We start from the raw sequence: 20,752 nt of genomic DNA, 5'->3' as shown, positions 1-20,752 counted from the left end.
CCCGGCCGGGTGGTCGTCGCGACACGCCGTCGCCGCTTACCCGCTTCCGCGGAGCTCCCGGTGGTAGCAAGGTTTCATGGAATGTGCTTCGTGTGACGCGGGCATCGACCACTGCCACGGCACCCTCGTGGTGCACCCGGAAGGCGGATTCGCCGAGTGCACCGACGGCGGCTGCGCGGATGCCGACCGCGTCCGGCACGCGCTGATCGTCGACTGCCAAGCACTGGGTGGCGGGTGCCGTTGTGCGGCCGCGCCGCGGAAACCACTGCTGCGCCAAGCTTCCTGAGCCTCCCGCCAGGACCCGCGAAGGCCTTCCCACCCGGTTTCACCGCCGGCCGGGGAGGCCTTCGCGGCGTCAGGATGGCGTCAAGGGCATAACACGATCGTGTATGCAGCTGTGTACACGGGCTTGGCGATGTGCTAACACTAACGGGGTCCTTCGGCTCTCCCTCCCCCTCGGAGCCGGAGGACCCTTAAATTTCCGTCCCGGCCGTACAGCCACGGCGGGGCGAACGGCCGAACGGCCTGGCGCGGCGAGCAGTGCTCACGCCGTGCCAGGCCGTTCGCCGGTCGGAAATCAGTACCAGTGCGCACGCCCACCGATCCGGCGGCCGGTGCCGCCCAGGATGGCCAGTGCCACGCCGGCCACCGCGAGAATGATGCCGATGGTGTAAAGCACCGGGATACCCACGATGAACCCGATGACGAGAAGAATTACACCGAGAATGATCACTTGACACACACTCCTTCGCATGGGACCCGTCCGGCGTGCCGGCCGGGCGGATGCGCTGTCACGGGGAGGATGGCCACTTTCCCGATGCGCCAAACTGCGTCGAATGGAGCAATCCTGGGTCAGTACCGGTAGTGATCGAGCTTGTACGGACCTTCCACGTCGACGCCGATGTATTCCGCCTGGGCCTTGGTCAGCTTGGTGAGTTTCACACCGAGTGCGTCCAGGTGCAGCCGGGCCACCTTCTCGTCGAGGTGCTTGGGCAGCCGGTGGACGTCGGTGGCGTACTCGCCGGGCTTGGCGAACAGCTCGATCTGCGCGATGGCCTGGTTGGTGAAGGAGTTCGACATCACGAACGACGGGTGGCCGGTCGCGTTGCCGAGGTTCATCAGGCGGCCCTCGGAAAGCACGATGATCGCGTGGCCGTCCGCGAAGGTCCACTCGTGCACCTGCGGCTTGATCTCCTTCTTCGCGATCCCGGGCAGCTTCGCCAGGCCCGCCATGTCGATCTCGTTGTCGAAGTGCCCGACGTTCGCGACGATCGCGTTGTGCTTCATCCGGCTCATCTGGTCCGCCGAGATGATGCCGAAGTTGCCGGTGGTGGTGATGAAGATGTCGCCGTGGGCCACGACGTCGTCGAGCTCGACGACGTCGAGCCCGTCCATCGCCGCCTGCAGCGCGCAGATCGGGTCGATCTCGGTCACCGTGACCCGGGCGCCCTGACCGCGCAGCGCCTCGACCGCGCCCTTGCCGACGTCGCCGTAGCCGCAGACGACCACGCGCTTGCCGCCGATCATCACGTCCGTGGCGCGGTTGAGGCCGTCCACAAGGGAGTGCCGGATGCCGTACTTGTTGTCGAACTTGGACTTCGTCACGGAGTCGTTGACGTTCATCGCGGGGAAGAGCAGCTCGCCGTCCTTGGCGAGCTTGTAGAGCCGCTTGACGCCGTTGGTCGTCTCCTCGGTGACCCCGCGGATCTCCTTGGCCATGCGGGTGAACCGGTCGCCGTCGGCCGCGAGGCTCGCGCGCAGCGTCTCGAGGACGATCCGGTACTCGTCGGAGTCCTCTTCGGACGGTTGCGGCACGGCGCCCGCCGCTTCGAACTCGACGCCCTTGTGGACGAGCAGGGTGGCGTCACCGCCGTCGTCGAGGATCATGTTCGGCGCCTGGCCGCCGGGGAAGGCGAAGAGCTGGTCGGTGCACCACCAGTACTCTTCGAGCGTTTCGCCCTTCCAGGCGAACACGGACGTGCCGGCGGGCGCGTCGACCGAGCCCCGCGGGCCGACGACGACCGCGGCGGCGGCCTCGTCCTGGGTGGAGAAGATGTTGCAGGACACCCAGCGCACCTCGGCGCCGAGGGCGACCAGGGTCTCGATGAGCACGGCGGTCTGGACGGTCATGTGCAGCGACCCGGCGATGCGGGCGCCCTTCAGCGGCTGGGCGGCGGCGTACTCGCGGCGGATCGCCATCAGGCCGGGCATCTCGTGCTCGGCCAGCCGCAGCTGGGTGCGGCCGGCGTCGGCGAGGGAAAGGTCGGCGACGGCGAAGTCGAGACCATTGCGGGACTGCAGCTTGTCACTCATGTTTCGGTGCACTCCGGAGTTCGTCGGCGGGACGCTCGGGAGGCAGCACGGAATTCCGTGCGGGCAAAGAAAAAGCACCTCCCTCGCGGGAGGCGCCCTTGGAATCGTGGTGCGGGCCGAGCGTGGCGGAAGGAGTTCCGTCGCAGCGCCTCTCGGCCCGGAACCAGGATGGCAAAGCCGCCGGGAGGCTGTCAAGCGAGCGGGCGGGCCAGGAGAACGTCGTCGACGTCCCGGCCGTCGACGCGGAATTCGGCCCGCAGCACGCCTTCCACGACGAACCCGCAGGCCTCGTATACGCCGCGGGCGGCGGTGTTGTGACCGAGCACGCGCAGCGTCACCTTCCGCGCCCCGCGGGCCCGCGCCTCGGCCACGGCGGCGTCGACGAGCCGGCGCGCGATCCCGAGCCGGCGCCGGTCCGGGTCGACGGCGAGCCCGCCGATCACCCGCACGTGGTCGTGGGCGGGGATGCCGAAGCCTTCGTCGAGCCGGACGTAGCCGGCGACCGCGCCGTCGTGCTCCGCGACGAGGACGTCTTCGGGCCGGCAGCCGTCGTCGAAGAACGGCGTGCCGGGCGGCGGCGGGGGAGCGGGGGACACCGCCGAGGTCCAGGTGCGCTCGTCCAGCTTCGCGAGCGCGGCCTCGTCCCCGGCGCGGGCGGCGCGGATGGTGATCACCCGCCCAGTGTGGTCCACGCCTGCTCGACGATCCCGGCCAGCTCCCGCGGATCGCGGTTGCCCTCGGTGCCCAGGCTCCGCACGGTGACGGTCAGGCCGGGGCCGGTGCGCTGGCAGTTCACGACGAAGGACTGGTCCGGGTCCGGGGTGGAGCCGGGCGCGGCCGGGGCGTTGTGCACCAGGCACTGCACGGCGCCGACGCGCACCAGCTCGGTGCCCGGTTTGGCGATCCCGAGGGCCTGGACGTCTTCGTAGGGCGCGAACAGCTCGGGCGACGGCGCGCGGACGGCCACCAGCTGGAAGGACCGCAGCAGCCGGTCGTCCTGGTAGTCCTGGACCACCGCGCCGGCGCCGGCGTAGGCCGCCGACACGCGCGTGGCGGTCTCCTGGTCGGTCTTGGTGATGCGGTCGATCTGGGCCTTGCCCCGGACGGCGTCGAGCTTCGTGATCGCGTCCTGGGCCCTGCTCAGCCCGCCGAGGTTCGCCGGCGCGGTCAGCGGGCTGCTGCCCGGCGCGTCGCCGAAGAAGCTCAGCACCAGCCACGGCACGCCGACCAGGAGCGCACCGACCAGCACGCCGAAGAGGCCGACGACGACCGGCCGGGAGCGCACCGGACGCGGCGGCGGGGCCACCGCGGGCGGCGGCCCGGGCGGGAACTGCTGCGGGAATCCCTCGGTCACCGGGGAATCCTGGCGCAGTCCGGAACGTCCCGGGAAGGCAATTCCGCCGTCAGCCGCTCAGATGAGATGTGCGCGCCGCCAAATGCCCTCGGACCGGCCGCCGATCAGCCCCGCCTCGCGCAGGAACGGCACGATCTTCTCGGCCATCCAGCGCCGCGTCTCGTGGAAGTGCGGGTTGGCGAGCGCCGCGGCCCGACCTTCGCGCGGGTCGATCCCGACGCTGCGGTAGATCCGCGGGTCGACCATGCTGTCGATGACGCCGAAGGCGACCAGCGCGGTCCGCACCCGGTGGCGCTGCAGCGCCGCCTTCGACAGCTTCGGCGTCTCCCGCAGCACCTCCTCCTTGGCGAACCGGACGTGCCGGGCCTCCTCGACGACGTGGATGCGGTTGACCGAGCGGATCAGCGGCTGGATGCCGTCGTCGTCCATCATCGACCGCTGCAGCCGGTCGGTGGTCTCCTCGGCGACCAGCACGCTGGCGAACATCGACGGCCCGGCCGCGGTCGCGCCGAACACCTTCGCGGCGCGGTGGACGACCTTCGGGACGCCGTAGCGGGGGACGCCGAGCCGGTCGGCGGTGCGGGCGAACATCACCGAGTGCCGGGTCTCGTCGCCGATCTCGGTCATCGCGTACTGCGCGTGCTCGGTGCGCGCGTCGAGGTCGAAGACGTACCGGGCGAGCAGCTGCATGAGGACGATCTCGAACCACAGGCCGACGCTCATGATGCTGGCGATCTCGTGCTTGGACAGCTCGATCCGCTGCTCGGGCGTCAGCTTCGCCCAGAGGTCCGTGCCGTAGAGGGAGACGCGCTCCAGGGGCATGAACGCCTTGCCCTCGGCGAGCGGGGCGGCCCAGTCGATGTCGACGTACGGGTCGTAGGAGTTCTTCGCGGAGCTCTTGAGCAGGCGAGCCGCGGTGACGTCCCGGTCCTGGGCCTCGACGCCCATGGCGGTCCTTTCGAAAGTAGGGGGTACACGCTGTACTAGCTACTTCGGTGAGCGTACACCGGCTCGCCGGGCTTGAGTAGGCTTCCCGGGTGACCAAGGTCGACGGACGGGCGACGCGCTGGGCGGGCCAGCAGGAACGCCGGCGCGCGGAGTTCGTCGACGCGGCCCTGGCGGCGATCGCCGAGCACGGCCCGGACGTCTCGACCGAGCAGATCGCCGAGCGCGCCGGTGTCGCCCGGACCCGGCTGTACAAGCACTTCGCGGACGCGGCCGACCTCCAGCGGGCCATCGCCCGGCGCGCCGCCGAGCTGGTGACGGCCGAGCTCGAGCCGCTCTGGCACCCGTCGGGCTCGCCGAACGAGATGATCTCGACGGTGATCGCGACGCACCTGCGCTGGCTGACCGAGCACGTCCACCTGCACCGCTACCTGGCCCGCGCGGATCAGGGGCCGGTGGACGTCCGCGGCACGATCGCCCGCCACCTCAGCACCCTGTTCACCGGCTACCTGACGGCGTTCGGCCGCGACCCGGCCCCGGCGGACACGATCGCCTTCGGCCTGGTCGGCTACGTCGAATCGGCGACGACCCGCTGGCTCGACCACCCGGGCGCGTTGACGCTGGAGCAGCTGACCGCCCAGCTGAGCGGCACGATCTGGGCGATGCTGGACCACACGCTCCGGGCGACGGGCGTGGAGCTGGACCCGGACCGGCCGCTGCCCCTGCCGGACGGGCTCTAGTCTTCGCGCGGGAACTCGGCCCGCACGCCCAGCAGCCGCACCGCGCGGGTCAGCTCGAACATCCCCAGCACCTCGCGCGCCGCGCGGTCGAGCTCCGCCGCGTCCGATGTCGGCTCCGGCAGCGTGATGCTGTGCGTGTGCGTCAGGAACGGCACGAACCTGACCTTCACCGCGACCCGCGCGGCCGGGCGGCCTTCGTCCAGGACGTCCTGGGCCACGCGTTTCGCCAGCGCCGACACCTCCGCCGCCATCTCGGCCGGGTCGGTGAGGTCGCGCTGGAACGTCGTCTCGCGGCTGCGGGAGCGGGCCACGTACGGCGTCGCGCTCACCTCCGCGTCGCTGATCCCGCCGCCGAGCAGGCGCAGCCACGGGCCGGTCTTCGGGCCGAACCGCGCGGCCAGCTCCGCCGGGTCGGCGCCCGCCAGGTCGAGGACGGTCGTGATGCCCAGCTCGGCGAGCTTCTTCGCCGTCTTGCCGCCGATGCCCCACAGCGCGTCGGTCGGGCGCGCGGCCATGATCTCCCACCAGTTCGCCTTGGTCAGCCGGAAGATCCCGCCCGGCTTGCCGAACCCGGTGGCGAGCTTGGCGCGCAGCTTGTTGTCCCCGATGCCGACCGCGCACGACAGCCCGGTCTCGCGCGCCACGGCTTCCTTGATCGCCGCCGCCAGCGCCGCCAGCGCCTCCGGGTCGTCGGTCTCGGCGCCGAGGAAGGCCTCGTCCCAGCCCAGCACCTCCACCACGACGGGGAACTCGCGCACGACGGCGAAGACGCGCTCGGAGACTTCGAGGTAGGCCGGCGGGTCACTGGGCAGGAAGACGGCGTCCGGGCAGCGCTTGGCCGCGATCCGCAGCGGCATGCCGGACTGGATCCCGAACTCGCGGGCCTCGTACGACGCCGTCGCGACGACGGCGCGCTCGGTGGGGTCGCCGTTGCCGCCGACGACCACGGGCTGCCCGCGCAGCTCGGGGTGGCGGGCGATCTCGACCGCGGCGATGAACTGGTCGAGGTCGACGTGCAGGACCCACTTCACGCCGCCCAGTGTTGCCTCAGAGGCGATGGCGCGCCACGTGGGTCCAGACGGTCCCGGTCAGGGCGAGGATCCCGCAGAGCGTCACGCCGGGGTCGGGGAGGACGAGCCCGAGCACGAGCAGCGTCACGGCGACGGCGTCGACGGCGATCAGGAGGGTGCTTCGCAGGGCGCGCGACTTCGGGCGCCTGCCCTCGCGCAGGGCGGTGGCCAGGTCGGGGTCGGTGACCTCGAGGTGCCGCTCGATCTTCTCGAGCTCGGTGCGGTCGTGGTGGCTGAGCATCGGGGTACTCCTTCGGCGCCGAACCCGCCGTATCGCCAAAGCGAATACCCCATCGTCCTCCAGACGAACCGCCGATCGCCTTCTCATTTCGTGCTTTTTGCTGGTCCGACCGGGTGATCCGCGCTCCGTGACCGCCTCGGAACGCGTTAGGTTCGCCTGGCACGAGGCCGGTCAGGCCGGCTTCGCGCCGGTCGTGGCCGGTCAGGACCTTCAAACAGCGGAGGACGCCATGACCCTGCCCACCGAACCGATCGGCAGCATCCCGCGCCCCGAGTACCTGATCGAGGGGCTCGGCGCGTTCGCGGCCGGACGGATCGACGCCGCCGCGCTCGCCGAGCTGGAGAGCCGGGCACTGGCCGACACGATCAGCCGGTTCGAAGAGACCGGCTCGCCGGTCGTGTCCGACGGCGAACAGGGCAAGCCGAGCTTCGCGACCTACCCGCTGGCCGGGTTGAGCGCGCTGGCGCCGGACGGCGTCGTCATCCCGTTCGCCGACGGCCACACCCGGCAGCTGCCGCGGCTGACCGCGGGCCCGTTCCGCTACGCGACGCACGCGGACGCTTACCTGACGCGCGCGAAGGCCCTCACCGGCAAGCCGGTCAAGCAGGCCGTGATCGCCGCGTCGGCCCTTTCGCTGATCTACCCGGCCGACGGCATCGACGGGTACTCGCAGGAACAGTTCGTGGCGGATCTCGTCGACGAAGCCGAAGCCGACATCCGGCGCAGCCTCGACGCGGGGGCGCACAGCGTGCAGATCGACTTCACCGAGGGGCGGCTGTCGCTGAAGCTCGACCCGTCCGGCGGGCTGCTGCGCCAGTTCGTCGACCTCAACAACGCCGTGCTGGACCGTTTCACGGCGGAGGAGCGCGCGAAGATCGGAGTGCACACCTGCCCGGGTGGCGACCAGGACTCGGTGCACAGCCTCGACGTCGACTACGCGGGCCTGTTGCCGGCGCTGCTGTCGCTCAAGGCGGGGAACTTCTACGTCCAGCTCGCCAGCGAGGCCGAACCGGAGCGCGCGTTGCAGGTGATCGCCGACCACCTGGGGGATGGTCAGCGGGTGTTCGTCGGCGTCATCGACCCGATCGACCCGCGGGTGGAGACGCCCGAGGAGGTCCGCGACCGCGTGCTGACGGCGGCGAAGTACCTGCCCGCCGAGCGGCTCGGCACGTGCGATGACTGCGGGTTCTCGCCGTTCGCCGACGACACGTCGACGTCGCGTGACATCGCGTTCGCCAAGATCCGCGCGCGGGTCGAGGGGACCGCGCTGGCGGCCGGGCAGCTGTGACGGCCGGGGCCCGCTCCGGCGGGCCCCTCAGGCCGTCTCGGCGGCGACCTTCAGCCCGAGCGCGACGAGCACGCTGCCGAGCACGGCGTCGAGACCGCGGCGGACGCGCCCGTCGGCGAAGAACCTCTTCAGCGCGCCGACCACGAGGGCGAGGGCGGCGAACCAGGCGACGGTCCCGGCGGTGGCGATGGCGGCCAGTTCGAGGGTCTGCACGGTCGAGCCGTCGGTGGGGAGGAACTGGGGGAGCAGCGCCAGGAAGTACACGGCCACCTTGGGGTTGAGCAGGTTGGTGAAGAGCCCCTGCCGGAACGCGGCACCGGCGTTGAGGGCTTTGGCGGTGGTTTCGCCCAGGTCGCGGTACTCGCCGCGGCGCACGGCGAGCCAGGCCTTGACCCCGAGGAAGACGAGGTAGCCGGCCCCGGCGAGCTTGACGACCATGAACGCGACGGCGGAGGCGGTGAGCACGGCGGCCACCCCGAAGGCGATGGCGACGACCCAGGCGAAGACCCCGAGCGAGATGCCGGCCCCGGCGGCGATCCCGGCGCGCCGCCCGCCGGTGAGCGACGAGCGGGTGACGACGACGAAGTCCGGTCCGGGCGACATCGCCCCGAGCACGACGACCAGCAGGAACGAGGCGGCGGTGGCACCGGGGATCATGCGGTCGAGCATACGAGGGCCGCGCCAGTGGATTTCGCCGCGCGCGTGACGTTCCGAACTCCGGCCGCCGATCGGGAAGAACCGGTGATCCACTGGTGTTCGCTGAGGTGTCGGCCCGATCGCGGAGTTCGAATTTGAACTTCCGGTAGGGTCGGCCGAGTGGGCGATCCCAGGGGAGAGAGCATGACGGCTGAGGTGCGGACGCGGGTGCGGATCCCGCTGCGGCTGCACGGCGGCATCGAGGTCGACGCCGAAGCCGTCACCTTCCGGAACCTCGCCGACGGGGGTGAGCACCTGGCCCTGGTCCTCGGCACGCCGGGCGACGTGCCGCTGGTGCGCCCGCACTCCGAGTGCCTCACCGGGGACGTCTTCGGGTCCGCGCGCTGCGACTGCGGCCCGCAGCTGGCCGAGGCCGTCGACCGGATCTCCGCGGCCGGCGGTTACCTGCTCTACCTGCGCCAGGAAGGCCGGGGGATCGGGCTCTACAACAAGCTCGACGCCTACGCGCTGCAGGACGAAGGCCTCGATACCTACGCCGCCAACGCCGCGCTCGGCCTGCCCGAGGACGCCCGTGACTACACCGTCGCCGCGCAGATGCTGCAGGCCCTGGGCGTCGGGGAGATCGCGTTGCTGTCGAACAACCCGGACAAGGCGGCCCAGCTCGAAGCGGCCGGGATCGCGGTGCGCGACCGGGTGCCGACCGGCGTTTTCGCCACCGACAACAACGTCCGCTACCTGCGGGCGAAGGCCGAGCAGACCGGCCACACCCTGCCCGGGCTGGCCAGCTAACTGAGCCGCTGGGCCGCCGCGGCCGCCGGGCTCGTGGTGAGCTTCTCCAGCAGTCCGATGAGGACCGTCTGCTCCGACGGCGTCAGTGACGCCGCCCAGGCCCGCTCGCGCGTGTTGTGCGCCTGGTAGGCGTCGGTCACCGCGGTGCGCCCCGCCTCCGTCAGCGCGAGCCGGACCGCCCGGCGGTCCTCGGGGACCTGCGTGCGGGTCACCAGTCCGTCCCGTTCCAGGGTTTTGACCAGCGCCGACACCGCCGCGCGGCTCATCCCGGCCAGGCGCGCCGCGTGCCGGGACTCGAGCGGGCCGGCCAGCCACAGCACGAACAGCACCCGGAACCCGCCCCAGCTCAGCCCGCGTGGCCGGTGCACCGTCGACTCCCAGTCGTAGACCAGCGCGCCCGCGAGCCGGTGGAGCGTCAGGCCGAGGCGCATCGCGACGGGGTCGGTGTCCGGCAGCTCCGCCTTCGCCTTCCCGATCGCGTAGTCGACGAACGAAAGGTAGTCGAGGTCTTCGGCCGGTCGCTCGGTCATGCGGCCCAGATTAGGCGAAGGGGTTCCGCACGCCGTTCCGGCGGGCTAGGGTGATCCGGCGAGATAGTCAAACCTTTGACGATCATAAGGAGCGCTCGCCGTGACGAAGAAAGCTTTCGCCTCTTCGGCCGACCTGGCGGAGAAAGCGCAAACCCTCGAAGTCCTCGACGACGGCGTGTACGCGCTGACCGCGGAGGGCGACCCGAACATCGGTGCCGTCGAAGGCGAGGACTTCCTCGTCTGCTTCGAAGCGCTGGCCACGCCGGTCGCGGCGGGCGAATGGCTCGCGAAACTCCGTGAACACACCGACAAACCCGTGCGCTACCTGGTGCTGAGCCACTACCACGCGGTGCGCGTGCTGGGCGCGTCGGCGTTCGACGCGGACGTGATCGTCGCGCACGAGAACACCCGGGCCCTGGTCGCCGAGCGCGGCAAGGAGGATTGGGAAAGCGAGTTCGGCCGGATGCCGCGGCTGGCCAAGGGCGCGGCCTCGGTGCCCGGCCTGACCTGGCCGACGCTGACCTTCTCCGACCGGTTGACGATCGACCTCGGCGGCGACCGCGGCGACCTCGTCCTGCAGTACTGCGGCCGCGGCCACACCGAGGGCGACATCGTGGCGTGGCTGCCGCGGCAGCGGATCCTCTACGCCGGTGACCTCGTCGAAGCCGAAGCCGCGCTCTACACCGGCGACGCGTTCCACCGCGAGTGGGCGTCGTCCACTTTGGACCGGGTGGCCGCGTTCGGCGCCGAGTCGCTGATCGGCGGCCGCGGCGGGGTGAGCCGCGGCCGCGAAGCCGTCGACGCCGCCATCGCGCAGACCCGGCACTTCCTGGACACGATGATCCGCGAGGTCGGCGCGGTCCGCGAGGCCGGCGGCACGCTCAAGGAAGCCTTCGAGCGCACGCACGCGGCCCTGAACGACCGGTACGGCCACTGGCCGATCTTCGAGCACTGCCTGCCCTTCGACGTCTCCCGGCTGTGGAACGAGCTCGGCGGCGTCGAACGGCCGGTGGTGTGGACAGCCGAACGCGACCGCGAAGTCTGGGACCAGCTCCAGGGATGAGGGTCGCCGTCCTGGGCAGCGGCCCGGTCGGCCAGACGGCCGCGCTGCTGCTGGCGCGCTGGGGTGTACCGGTGGTGCTCGTCGACGAGCACGAGGTGCGCGATCCCGTGGGGTCCAAGGCCATCTGCCAGCAACGGGACACTTTGGACGTCTGGGCGTCGCTCGGCGCGGGCCGCCTCGCCGAGGAGGGCCTCACCTGGACGACCGCGCGGACGTTCCACCGCGCCGCCGAGCTGTTCTCCCTGGACCTGCCCGACGGCGGGTCGGCGCTGCCGCCGTTCGTCAACCTGTCGCAGGCCCGCGTCGAGCAGGTCCTGGACGAGCTGATCGCGCGGCAGCCGCTGATCGACGTCCGCCGCGGCCACCGCGTTACCGGGCTGACCCAGCCCGGCCGGGTGGTGCTCGAGTGCGACACGGCGGACGGCCCGCGCCGGATCGAAGCCGACTACGCGATCGCCTGCGCGGGCGCGCGCGGCGACACCGTGCGGCGGGCACTCGGGCAGCACCTCGAAGGCGTGTCGTTCCGCGACCTGTTCCTGATCTGCGACATCCGCGCCGACCTGCCGGGGTGGGCGGCCGAGCGCCGGTTCTACTTCGACCCGCCGTGGAACCCGGGCCGCCAGGTGCTCATCCACCCCTGCCCCGGCTCGCAGTTCCGCATCGACTGGCAGGTGCCCGAGGACTACGACCTCGCGGCCGAGGAGTCGGGCGGAGCGATGGAGAAGCGGATCCGCGCGATCATCGGTGCGGCGCCGTACGAGGTGATCTGGCGCTCGGTGTACCGCTTCCACACGCGGCTGGTGCCGCGGATGCGGGTCGGCCGGGTGCTGCTGGCCGGCGACTGCGCGCACCTGGTCGCGCCGTTCGGCGCGCGCGGGCTCAACTCCGGCGTGGCCGACGCGGAGAACGCGGCCTGGAAGCTGGCCGCCGTCCTGCGCGGCGAGGCGGGGGAGGAGCTGCTGGAGAGCTACCACACCGAGCGGCACGCGGCCGCGGTGGAGAACGCGGCCGTCACCACGGCCACGATGGACTTCCTGGTACCCCAGGACGACGAGCAGCACCGCCGCCGGCTGGACGTGCTCACGCGGGCGGCGCACGACCCGGCCGCCTGCGCGCTGGTCGACTCGGGCCGGCTGGCGGAACCGTTCTGGTACCCGGATTCGCCGTTGACCACGGCCGATCCGCTCCGGCCGTTCGCGGGACGGCCGCCGCGCGGGGCGGTCCCGCCGCCGGGGCCGGGCGTGCTGCTGCCGGACGTCACCGTCGCGAGTGGACGGTTGCGGGACCTGGCGCGGCAGGGGTTCCTGCTGCTGACGACGCCGGGCGTGCGGGCGGAGGGTGCGCGGTCGGTGGAGATCCCGGTCGGTGGCGTGCTGGGTGCGCGCCCGGGCGAAGCCTGGCTGGTCCGCCCGGACGCGTACGTCGCCGCCGTGCTACGGGTAGGAGACCAGCGGGCTCACCTGGTGCCCGGTGTTCGCGGCGTCACCCGAATCGTTGATGACGTGCGCGATCGTGCCGACGCCGCCGAGTGACACCGAAACGAGGTTGTGGAACCGGACCCCGGAGTTGTTCGGCACCTCGAAGGAGTGACTGGCCACAATGGACGGGTTGGTGTTGAAGAAGCAGTAGCTGCCGAGGCCCCAGCCTTCGTGGCTGGTCACCGAGTCGGCCACCTTGTACGCCGCCCAGCCCTGCCGCCCGCCGCCGCTGGACCAGGACGCCTGGTCCGGCGGGTCGTACGGCAGCTCGTTCTGGAAGAAGTACGTCCGCCCGCCGTTGCCGTTCCAGAGCACCTCGTACTGCTGGTAGTGCTCCACGAACAGGCCGTACATCGTCACGTTCGCTCCGTTGACCACCAGGCCGTTCGCCGCGGTGTTGACGTTCCAGCCGACGCCGTACGAGTGGTCGCCGCGCCAGAGCCACATGTGGTCGCCGATGACGTTGTTCGAGTTGACCACCAGCGTCTGCGTGGCCTTGCCGACGGCCGCGCCGCCGATCCGGAAGAACACGTCGTGCAGTGACGTCGGGTCGGCCGCGTGGTTCGCGTTCGAGCCCGGCTGGCCCACCTGCACGAGCACCGGCGAGTTCACCGCGCCCGCGTCGATCAGCAGCCCGGCGATCTTCACCCCGTCCACATCGGACGTCGTGATCGCCGCGGTGCCGTTGGTGGGCATCAGCGTCGCCAGGCCGAGACCGAGCACCACGGTGTCCGGGCGCGTGATGTCCAGCGCCTGGTCGAGGTGGTAGACGCCCGGGGTGACCAGCAGGTTCTTGCCCGCCGCCAGCGCGGCGTTGAGCGTCGCCGCCGAGTCCGACGGGTGCGCGACGTAGAACTCGCTGAGCGAGATCGACTGCCCGGCCGGTGTGCCGTGGCCCCAGCTGGTGCCCTGGGAGTTCTGCCGCAGCGCCGGGACGAACACGTTGTAGCTGCCCGAGCCGTCGACGTAGAGGAACGGCTTCTCGCGGATGACCGGGGTCTGACCGACGACCGTCTCCGGCGGGTTCGGGAAGCTCGCCGGCGGGGTGCCGGTCGAGCCGACGAACACCATGTTCCAGACCCCGCCCTGCCAGCCGCCCAGCTCGCTGTTGCGGGTCAGGAACTGCTGCTGCGAACCGGAAACGGCGACGCCGTCGATCTTGCTGTCGGCGATCAGGCCACCGCTGGCCCAGCCGTCGCCGCCGTTCCACAGCTGGATCTGGCTGCCCTTGAGGTGCATCCGGCGGTAGGGCGCGGCCTGCGCGACGGCCCAGCGCTCGACCTGGCCGGCCGGCAGTGTCACGGCCAGGTTTTCGGCCGACCGCCAGAAGTTCTGCGTCGCGTTGCCCTTGTTGTTCGGGTTGTCGCCCTGCTGCAGCCAATCCGCTTCGACGCGGACGTGGCCGTTGAGGTTGACGTCGTCCGGCGACAGGCCGAGGCCCGCGACCTGCTCGTAGAAGCCGAGGTTGACGTCGGCGTTGTAGGTGCCCGGCTTGAACAGCACGGCGTAGCGCTCGGTGCCGAACTGGTTGGTGTGCTGCTGGTCCGCGATCTGCGTCAGCCGGTTCTGGATGGTCGCGGCCGGGGTCGACGGGTCGAACACCGACACGTTCGAGCCGAAATCCGGGTTGCGCGGGTCGGTCGGCGGGATGGTCGTCCCGCCGCCGGTGCCGTGCACGGCCGCTTCCCAGAGGGAGTAGCCGTAGCCGGTCGCCCGCTGGGTGCCGTAGACCCGCAGGTAGCGCGCGGTGCCACTGAGCGGCACCGTCTGCGTGCCGCCGGTCCCGGTGGTCGTCGAGTACGCGGTCGTCCAGCTGCTCGCGTCCGAGGACAGCTGGACGGAGAACGCTTTCGCGTACGCGGCTTCCCAGGTGAGGACCACGTCGCAGAGCTGCTGCGCGGAGCCCAGGTCGACCTGCAGCCACTGCGGATCGCTGAACGCGCTGGACCAGCGCGTGCCGGTGTTGCCGTCCACGGCGGCGGACGCGGGTGTGCCGCCGTTCTCGGTCGAGGACGCGGTCGCGGGGTGGCCCTGCGCGAGGTTCGCCGTGCCGCACGCGGCGGCCTGCGCCGGCGCGGAGCCGACCACCGCCGCGGTGGTGACCGCGGTGACGAAGGTGGTCGCGATGACGAGGAGACGGTGAACAGGGGAGAACGTCGTTGATCTCATCGGCCTGCCTGCTGATCGGGGGGAGGACGTGCGAAACGGGCCGGGCGAGCCCCACAGCTCGCGCCGGCTCGGGTGGTGCGGCGGGTCCGCGTCCGGGCACCCGCCCGGCGCCGTGAGCCGGAGGAGCGGTACCGGGTGGTGCGAGGAGCGCGAACCAGTCAGCCCGAAGGGTGCGTGTCGCGACGGAGCCGTCCCGGTGGCGGTCACGGAACCGGTTCCGTCGATGAGATCGCAGTTAACAGCGCCGGGTTCGACGGCGTCAAGACTCCGGCGCGGATTCTCCTCACCCGGACCAGTCCTCGCGCTGGTCCGCGACCACCCGGCGCAGGACCGTTGACATTTTACGGCTCTTTATTTATATCCTGAAGTAAGAGCGTGCCGACGGCCGGGACCCACACCCGCGCCGGCGACCACGTGAGCCGATCCGCGCCGGGGCAAGGCCGCCCCGGCGCCGGTTCGCCGTGGAGGTGCCCATGCAACGCCGCACGCCGAGGATCCGGGTCCTCGCCGTCCTCGCCCTGACCCTGGCCGCCCTGCTCACCGCCCCGGTGGCGCAGGCGGCGCCCGTCCTGCTCTCCCAAGGCCGCCCGGTGACGGCGTCCTCGACCGAGTCCGCCGCGTTCCCGGCGTCGGCCGCCGTCGACGGCGACCCCGGCACCCGCTGGTCCAGCGGCTTCAGTGACCCGCAGTACCTCCAGGTCGACCTCGGCTCCGCCCAGCAGCTGTCGCAGGTCGTGCTGAACTGGGAAGCCGCCTACGCCGAGGCGTTCACGATCCAGGCGTCCACCGACGGCGCGAACTGGACGTCGCTGTACTCGACCACCACCGCGACCGGCGGCAACCAGACCCTGAACGTCACCGGCAGCGGCCGGTACGTCCGGCTGACCGGCACCCAGCGAGCCACCCAGTACGGCTATTCGCTGTGGGAGTTCCAGGTCTACGGCGGAGGCGGCACGACCCAGCCCGGTGACGTCCTGCTGTCCTACGGCAAACCCGGCACGGCATCGTCCTCCCAGGACGACGGCGCGTGCCCCGGCTGCCTCCCGGCCAAGGCGTTCGACCACGACCCGGGCACGCGGTGGGCGACCAGCGCGACCACCGGCTGGGTCGACCCGGGCTGGATCACCGTCGACCTCGGCGCCACCGCGGCGGTCCACCAGGTCGTGCTCCAGTGGGACCCGGCCTACGCCGTCGCGTACCAGATCCAGGTGTCGAACGACAACGCGAACTGGACGTCGATCTACTCGACGACCACGGGCAAGGGCTTTAAGGAGACGCTGACCGTCAACGGAACCGGGCGGTACGTTCGGATGTACGGCACGGCCCGCTCGAACGGCTACGGCTACTCGCTGTGGGGCTTCGACGTCTACGGCACCGGCGGCAACCCGACGCAGCCGCCGCCCGCCCCGCCGGCCCCGCACTTCCCGGGCACGCTGGTCTGGAGCGACGAGTTCAACGGCGCCGCGGGCGCGGCCCCGGACGCGAGCAAGTGGACCGCCGAGACCGGTCCCGGCGTCAACAACGAGCTCGAGTACTACACGAACAACAACAACGCCAAGCAGGACGGCCGCGGCAACCTCGTCATCCAGGTCCGCCGCGAAGCCACTCCGGGCAGCGCGTGCCCGGTCGACCCGATCAGCGGCAGCGGCACGTGCCAGTACACCTCGGGCCGGATCAACACCGCGGGCAAGTTCAGCTTCACCTACGGCCACGTCGAAGCGAACATCAAGGTGTCCGGCACGCAGGGGCTGTGGCCCGCGTTCTGGCTGCTGGGCGCCAACTTCTTCAGCGGTACGCCGTGGCCCAACTGCGGCGAGATCGACATCATGGAGCACGTCGGCAAGTCGCCGAACCTGGCGTACTCGACGATCCACGCCCCCGCGTACAACGGCGCCGGCGGCATCGGCGCCCCGCTCGACCTCGGCCAGGACGTCTCCGCGGGCTTCCACAAGTTCGGCCTCGACTGGGACGCCACCCACATGACCTTTTCCGTGGACGGCAACGCCTTCGAGACGATCAACCGCGACACCGTGGAGAGCACGCGCGGGCCGTGGGTCTACGACCACCCGTTCTTCCTCATCCTCAACAACGCCATCGGCGGCGACTTCCCCGGCCCGCCGGGAGCGGGGACCGTGCTGCCGCAGGATATGGTGATCGACTACGTGCGGGTCTACCAGTGAAGCGGCTCGCCCTCGGCGCGGTGGTCGCGGTGGGCCTGCTCACCGTGCCGCTGTTCACCGCCCAGGCGGCTCCGGCGCTGCTCTCGCAGGGGCACGCCGTGACCGCGTCGTCCACCGAGAACGCCGCCTTCCCGGCGTCGGCCGCGGTGGACGGCGACCCGGGCACCCGCTGGTCCAGCCTGGCCGCCGACCCGCAGACGCTGCAGGTGGACCTCGGCGCGTCCCACACGCTGAACCAGGTCGTGCTGCAGTGGGAGGCCGCCTACGCCAAGGCGTTCACGCTCCAGGCGTCGGCCGACGGCAGCCAGTGGTCCACTGTGTACTCGACGACGACGGGCACCGGCGGCACGCAGACGCTGCCGGTGTCCGGCACCGGCCGGTACGTCCGGCTGACGACGACCCAGCGGGCCACCCAGTGGGGTGTGTCGCTGTGGGAGTTCCAGGTCTACGGCGACGGATCGGCCCAGGCGTGCGGCAGCGCCAACGCGGCGTTGCGGCAACCGGCGACGGCCTCCAGCGTCCAATCCGACGCCTTCCCGGCGTCGGCGGCCTTCGACGGCGACGGCGGGACCCGCTGGTCGAGCCTGGCCGCGGACCCGCAGTGGATCCAGGTCGACCTCGGCAGCGCGCGCCCGGTCTGCGGCGTGGACCTGACGTGGGAGGCGGCGTACGCGAGCGCGTACACGATCCAGCTGTCCACCAACGGCTCGACGTGGACGACGGCGGCCACCGTGGCCGGTGCGGGCGGCACCGAGCACCCCGCGGTGAGCGGGACCGCCCGCTACGTCCGGCTGAACGCGACCGCACGGGCCACCCAGTGGGGTGTCTCGCTGTGGGAGTTCGCGGTGCACACCAGCGACAGCGCCCCGCCGACGACCACGCCCACCAACCCGGGTGGCTGCCCGTGGGTCGGTTCCACGGCGCCGGTCGCCGACCGCGTGAACCAGCTGATGGCGGCCATGACGGCGCAGCAGAAGGTGAAGGTGCTGCACGGCAACGGCGCGACCGGGCCGTACATCGGCAACACCGACGCCGTGCCGGAGCTGTGCATCCCGGCACTCGGCCTGCAGGACGGCCCGGCCGGGGTCGGTGACGGCCTCGACGGCGTCACGCAGTTCCCGGCGCCGGTGTCGGCCGCCGCGACCTGGGACACCGGGCTGATGAACCGCTACGGCACCGCGATGGGTGCCGAGTTCGCGGGCAAGGGCGTCGACATCGCCCTCGGCCCGACGATCAACCTGGTCCGAGACCCGCGCTGGGGCCGCAACTTCGAGACCTACAGCGAGGACCCCTACCTCGCCGGCGCGGCCGGGACCTCGACGATCCAGGGCATCCAGAGCCAGGGCGTGCTGGCGCAGGCCAAGCACGCGGCGGCGTACAACGTCGAGGCCGGGGCGTCGCGCGGGACGCCGTCGGACAACGTCATCATCGACGACCGGACCCTGCACGAGCTGTACCTGCCGGCGTTCCAGCAGGTGGCGAGCCAGGGCCAGGTCGCGTCGATGATGTGCGCCTACAACCAGATCAACGGCGTCCCGGCGTGCCAGAACAGCGGCGTGCTCACCACGGCGATCAAGCAGGACGCCGGGTGGGGCGGGTTCGTGGGCTCCGACTGGGGTTCGGCCTCCGGCGGCCCGCGGCAGCTGGCCAACGGCGGGCTCGACATGGAGATGCCCGGTGGCGCGTTCTTCGGCCAGGGCCTGCTCGACGCCGTCTCCCGCGGCGAAGTCACGCAGGCCCGCGTCGACGACATGGTCCGGCGGGTGCTGACCCAGATGTTCCGGTTCGGCGTCTTCGACCGGGCTCGGCGGGGCACCCCGCAGTCGGTCGTGACGAACGCGGCGAACGTCGCCACGGCGAGGGACGTCGCCGCGGCCGGGTCGGTGCTGCTGAAGAACACCGGGGTGCTGCCGCTGGGTTCGTCGGTCAAGTCGATCGCGCTGTCCGGCGGCGACGGGATCGACCCGCAGAACATCGGCGGCGGCAGCGCCAAGGTCAACCCGTCGCCGGCGTCGGTCAACCCGATCAACGGCATCAAGGCCAGGGCGGGCTCCGGCGTCACGGTGTCCTATGTGGACGGGGCGGGTGAGCACGTGCAGACGCCGAACATCCCGGGTGCGGTGGCGGCCGCCCGCACCGCGGACGTCGCGATCGTGTTCGCCAGCTACGGCGAGTCCGAGACGCAGGACCTCGACACGATCGACCTGCAGAACCAGCAGAACGACCTGATCGACGCCGTCGCGTCGGCCAACCCGCGCACGGTCGTCGTGCTCAACACGGGGTCGGCGGTGACCATGCCGTGGCTGGGCAAGGTCGCCGCGGTGATCGAGGGCTGGTACCCGGGCCAGGAGAACGGCAACGCGCTCGCGTCGCTGCTCTACGGCGACGTCAACCCGTCGGGCAAGCTGCCGATCAGCTTCCCGAAGCAGATCGCCGACCTGCCGACGGCGAACGTCCAGCAGTTCCCGGGCGCGAACGACCGGATCGAGTACTCCGAAGGGCTCAACGTCGGCTACCGGTGGTACGACAGCCGGAACCTCGACCCGCTGTTCCCGTTCGGCTTCGGCCTGTCGTACACGACGTTCGGGTTCTCGAACCTGGTCGTCACACCGCAGGGCACGAACGGCACCGCGACCGTGACGGCGACGGTGACCAACACCGGCACCCGCGCGGGCGCCGACGTCGTCCAGCTCTACGTCGGACAGCCGAGCGGGAACGGTGAACCGCCGAAACAACTGAAGGGGTTCAGGAAGGTGCAGCTCGGCCCCGGGCAAAGCACGCAGGTGTCGTTCCCGCTCACGCCGCGGGACCTCGCGCACTGGACCGGGTCGTGGACGACCAACGCCGGTCAGTACCGCGTCTACGTGGGGGACTCCTCGCGCAACGTCCCGCTGTCGGCGGCGCTGACCGTCTCCTGAGTCGATTCGCGGATCACCAGGGACGTCGGCACGATCAGCGGCTCGTCCGGCCGGGGCGCCCCACCCAGCCGGTCGAGCAGCTGCCGCGCCGCCGTCTCGCCCATCTCCCGCAGGGGCTGGCGGATCGTCGTCAGCGCCGGCTGGGTGTGCGCGGCCAGGGGGATGTCGTCGAACCCGACCACGGCGACGTCCCCCGGCACCGCGCGCCCGTACTTCCGGAGCCCGGCCAGCACCCCGGCCGCCGTGAGGTCGTTGTGCGCGAAGACGGCGTCGAACTCCGGCCCGGTGGCCAGCAGCTGGAGGATCGCGGCCTCGCCGCTTTCGCTCGTGAAGTCGCCTTCGATGATCAGGCGCGGGTCGAGCGTCAGCCCGGCTTCGCGCACGACGTCGTTGAACCCGTTGAGGCGGTCGGTGGTGCAGCCGAAGTCGCGCGGCCCGGTCACGACCGCGAACCGGGTGCGGCCGGTGTCGAGCAGGTGCCGGGCCGCGGCGGCGCCACCCTGCCGGTTGTCCGTGCCCACCGACGGGAACGCGGGCCGCCGCCCGCGGTCGTCGATCACCACCACCGGCAGCCCGGAATCGTGCAGCACACGCAGGTGCCGCACGGCGTCCGGCGGTTCGACGAGCAGCAGGCCGTCGAACGCCTTCGCCGACACCTGCCGGGAGAACTCGCCGAGGGATTCGGTCCCGCGGTTGGCCGTGGACAGCAGCAGGCCGTACCCCTTGGCCTCCACGACGTCGGCGACGCCCTGCAGCACCTCGCCCATCCACGGCCAGGTCAGGCCCGGCACCAGCATCCCGACCGTGCGGGTCACGCCGCGCGCGAGCCCGACCGCTCCGGCGCTCGGGATGTACCCGGTCGCCGCGATCACCTCGCGCACCCGGATCGCGGTGGCCGCGTCCACATCGGCTTTGTTGTTGAGCACCCGCGACACGGTCGTCTTGCTCACCCGCGCCCGGCGGGCGACCTCGGCGATCGTGACGCGCATCCGTCCTCCCGGGGGCCCTGTGCTGCAA

19 protein-coding genes and 1 riboswitch are annotated in these 20,752 nt (G+C 71.6%); of the genes, 8 read left to right on the top strand and 11 right to left on the bottom strand.

Translation table 11 applies throughout. The features are described 5' to 3' along the window. Positions 1–76: 76 nt before the first annotated feature. Complete coding sequence (locus tag ACWEVP_RS29675) at positions 77–286, top strand: hypothetical protein (RefSeq protein ID WP_452065863.1); 210 nt, start codon at positions 77–79, stop codon at positions 284–286. Between the two features lie 291 nt (positions 287–577). Here ACWEVP_RS29675 and ACWEVP_RS29670 read toward each other — a convergent pair whose 3' ends face one another. The 5 genes from ACWEVP_RS29670 to ACWEVP_RS29650 all read right to left on the bottom strand — a co-directional run bounded on the left by ACWEVP_RS29670 (position 578) and on the right by ACWEVP_RS29650 (position 4,615). Then, positions 578–733, bottom strand: a complete 156-nt coding sequence (locus ACWEVP_RS29670; RefSeq protein ID WP_004559113.1) for a hypothetical protein — start codon at positions 731–733, stop codon at positions 578–580. Positions 734–852: 119 nt separating this feature from the next. Beyond that, a complete protein-coding gene (gene ahcY / locus ACWEVP_RS29665; RefSeq protein ID WP_452065862.1) occupies positions 853–2,313 on the bottom strand; it encodes an adenosylhomocysteinase in 1,461 nt (486 codons plus the stop codon). A gap of 83 nt (positions 2,314–2,396) precedes the next feature. Next, a riboswitch (S-adenosyl-L-homocysteine riboswitch) is annotated at positions 2,397–2,473 on the bottom strand. Positions 2,474–2,504: 31 nt separating this feature from the next. Then, complete coding sequence (locus ACWEVP_RS29660; protein ID WP_452065861.1) at positions 2,505–2,987, bottom strand: N-acetyltransferase family protein; 483 nt, start codon at positions 2,985–2,987, stop codon at positions 2,505–2,507. Further along, entirely contained in the window at positions 2,984–3,667 is a 684-nt protein-coding gene (locus ACWEVP_RS29655) for a hypothetical protein (protein ID WP_452065860.1), read from the bottom strand. The genes ACWEVP_RS29660 and ACWEVP_RS29655 overlap by 4 nt, the downstream gene beginning before the upstream one ends. Before the next feature lie 57 nt (positions 3,668–3,724). Beyond that, positions 3,725–4,615 carry an AurF N-oxygenase family protein gene (locus ACWEVP_RS29650; protein WP_452065859.1) on the bottom strand — a complete coding sequence of 297 codons (891 nt, stop codon included), beginning with the start codon at positions 4,613–4,615 and terminating at the stop codon, positions 3,725–3,727. Between the two features lie 89 nt (positions 4,616–4,704). On the opposite strand from ACWEVP_RS29650, the gene ACWEVP_RS29645 reads away from it, so the two are divergent. Beyond that, the gene (locus ACWEVP_RS29645; RefSeq protein ID WP_452065858.1) at positions 4,705–5,352 is read left to right on the top strand and encodes a TetR/AcrR family transcriptional regulator; all 648 of its coding nucleotides are present in this window, start codon (positions 4,705–4,707) and stop codon (positions 5,350–5,352) included. Here the strand turns inward: ACWEVP_RS29645 and ACWEVP_RS29640 are convergent. Both ACWEVP_RS29640 and ACWEVP_RS29635 read right to left on the bottom strand, forming a co-directional pair. Further along, on the bottom strand, positions 5,349–6,383 hold the full coding sequence (locus ACWEVP_RS29640) for a DNA polymerase IV (protein WP_452065857.1): 1,035 nt from the start codon (positions 6,381–6,383) through the stop codon (positions 5,349–5,351). The genes ACWEVP_RS29645 and ACWEVP_RS29640 overlap by 4 nt on opposite strands. Positions 6,384–6,399: 16 nt before the next feature. Then, positions 6,400–6,663 (bottom strand): DUF3040 domain-containing protein, encoded by a 264-nt coding sequence (locus ACWEVP_RS29635; RefSeq protein ID WP_452065856.1) that lies wholly within the window; start codon positions 6,661–6,663, stop codon positions 6,400–6,402. Positions 6,664–6,892: 229 nt separating this feature from the next. On the opposite strand from ACWEVP_RS29635, the gene ACWEVP_RS29630 reads away from it, so the two are divergent. Beyond that, entirely contained in the window at positions 6,893–7,951 is a 1,059-nt protein-coding gene (locus ACWEVP_RS29630) for a cobalamin-independent methionine synthase II family protein (RefSeq protein WP_452065855.1), read from the top strand. A gap of 27 nt (positions 7,952–7,978) precedes the next feature. Here ACWEVP_RS29630 and ACWEVP_RS29625 read toward each other — a convergent pair whose 3' ends face one another. Continuing rightward, positions 7,979–8,608: a LysE family translocator gene (locus tag ACWEVP_RS29625; RefSeq protein WP_452065854.1), complete on the bottom strand. Its 630-nt coding sequence runs from the start codon at positions 8,606–8,608 to the stop codon at positions 7,979–7,981. Positions 8,609–8,791: 183 nt separating this feature from the next. Here ACWEVP_RS29625 and ACWEVP_RS29620 point away from each other — a divergent pair, with 183 nt between their 5' ends. After that, positions 8,792–9,397, top strand: coding sequence for a GTP cyclohydrolase II (locus ACWEVP_RS29620; RefSeq protein WP_452065853.1), 606 nt, complete (start codon positions 8,792–8,794; stop codon positions 9,395–9,397). Here ACWEVP_RS29620 and ACWEVP_RS29615 read toward each other — a convergent pair. Further along, positions 9,394–9,927, bottom strand: a complete 534-nt coding sequence (locus ACWEVP_RS29615; RefSeq protein ID WP_452065852.1) for a MarR family winged helix-turn-helix transcriptional regulator — start codon at positions 9,925–9,927, stop codon at positions 9,394–9,396. The two genes, ACWEVP_RS29620 and ACWEVP_RS29615, sit on opposite strands and share 4 nt — an antisense overlap. Before the next feature lie 100 nt (positions 9,928–10,027). Between ACWEVP_RS29615 and ACWEVP_RS29610 the strand changes: the two genes are divergently transcribed. Further along, the gene (locus tag ACWEVP_RS29610; protein ID WP_452065851.1) at positions 10,028–10,990 is read left to right on the top strand and encodes an MBL fold metallo-hydrolase; all 963 of its coding nucleotides are present in this window, start codon (positions 10,028–10,030) and stop codon (positions 10,988–10,990) included. Continuing rightward, entirely contained in the window at positions 10,987–12,522 is a 1,536-nt protein-coding gene (locus tag ACWEVP_RS29605; RefSeq protein WP_452065850.1) for an FAD-dependent monooxygenase, read from the top strand. Before ACWEVP_RS29610 ends, ACWEVP_RS29605 begins: the two co-directional genes overlap by 4 nt. Here ACWEVP_RS29605 and ACWEVP_RS29600 read toward each other — a convergent pair. Then, positions 12,424–14,637 carry a discoidin domain-containing protein gene (locus ACWEVP_RS29600; protein ID WP_452065849.1) on the bottom strand — a complete coding sequence of 738 codons (2,214 nt, stop codon included), beginning with the start codon at positions 14,635–14,637 and terminating at the stop codon, positions 12,424–12,426. The genes ACWEVP_RS29605 and ACWEVP_RS29600 overlap by 99 nt on opposite strands. Positions 14,638–15,110: 473 nt before the next feature. On the opposite strand from ACWEVP_RS29600, the gene ACWEVP_RS29595 reads away from it, so the two are divergent. After that, a complete protein-coding gene (locus tag ACWEVP_RS29595; RefSeq protein ID WP_452065848.1) occupies positions 15,111–16,817 on the top strand; it encodes a discoidin domain-containing protein in 1,707 nt (568 codons plus the stop codon). After that, on the top strand, positions 16,814–19,735 hold the full coding sequence (locus ACWEVP_RS29590; RefSeq protein ID WP_452065847.1) for a glycoside hydrolase family 3 C-terminal domain-containing protein: 2,922 nt from the start codon (positions 16,814–16,816) through the stop codon (positions 19,733–19,735). Before ACWEVP_RS29595 ends, ACWEVP_RS29590 begins: the two co-directional genes overlap by 4 nt. Here the strand turns inward: ACWEVP_RS29590 and ACWEVP_RS29585 are convergent. Further along, positions 19,678–20,724 carry a LacI family DNA-binding transcriptional regulator gene (locus tag ACWEVP_RS29585; protein WP_452065846.1) on the bottom strand — a complete coding sequence of 349 codons (1,047 nt, stop codon included), beginning with the start codon at positions 20,722–20,724 and terminating at the stop codon, positions 19,678–19,680. The two genes, ACWEVP_RS29590 and ACWEVP_RS29585, sit on opposite strands and share 58 nt — an antisense overlap. Positions 20,725–20,752: the final 28 nt, after the last annotated feature.

This window comes from Amycolatopsis sp. NPDC003865 (genome assembly GCF_053605345.1).
This window is presented reverse-complemented; position numbering and strand designations above follow the sequence as displayed.

Coding starts and splice junctions, on each gene's coding strand:
- ACWEVP_RS29675 (WP_452065863.1), top strand. CDS start 77: ATGGAATGTGCTTCGTGTGACGCGGGCATCGACCACTGCCACGGCACC.
- ahcY (WP_452065862.1), bottom strand. CDS start 2,313: ATGAGTGACAAGCTGCAGTCCCGCAATGGTCTCGACTTCGCCGTCGCC.
- ACWEVP_RS29650 (WP_452065859.1), bottom strand. CDS start 4,615: ATGGGCGTCGAGGCCCAGGACCGGGACGTCACCGCGGCTCGCCTGCTC.
- ACWEVP_RS29635 (WP_452065856.1), bottom strand. CDS start 6,663: ATGCTCAGCCACCACGACCGCACCGAGCTCGAGAAGATCGAGCGGCAC.
- ACWEVP_RS29630 (WP_452065855.1), top strand. CDS start 6,893: ATGACCCTGCCCACCGAACCGATCGGCAGCATCCCGCGCCCCGAGTAC.
- ACWEVP_RS29625 (WP_452065854.1), bottom strand. CDS start 8,608: ATGATCCCCGGTGCCACCGCCGCCTCGTTCCTGCTGGTCGTCGTGCTC.
- ACWEVP_RS29620 (WP_452065853.1), top strand. CDS start 8,792: ATGACGGCTGAGGTGCGGACGCGGGTGCGGATCCCGCTGCGGCTGCAC.
- ACWEVP_RS29615 (WP_452065852.1), bottom strand. CDS start 9,927: ATGACCGAGCGACCGGCCGAAGACCTCGACTACCTTTCGTTCGTCGAC.
- ACWEVP_RS29605 (WP_452065850.1), top strand. CDS start 10,987: ATGAGGGTCGCCGTCCTGGGCAGCGGCCCGGTCGGCCAGACGGCCGCG.
- ACWEVP_RS29600 (WP_452065849.1), bottom strand. CDS start 14,637: ATGAGATCAACGACGTTCTCCCCTGTTCACCGTCTCCTCGTCATCGCG.
- ACWEVP_RS29595 (WP_452065848.1), top strand. CDS start 15,111: ATGCAACGCCGCACGCCGAGGATCCGGGTCCTCGCCGTCCTCGCCCTG.
- ACWEVP_RS29585 (WP_452065846.1), bottom strand. CDS start 20,724: ATGCGCGTCACGATCGCCGAGGTCGCCCGCCGGGCGCGGGTGAGCAAG.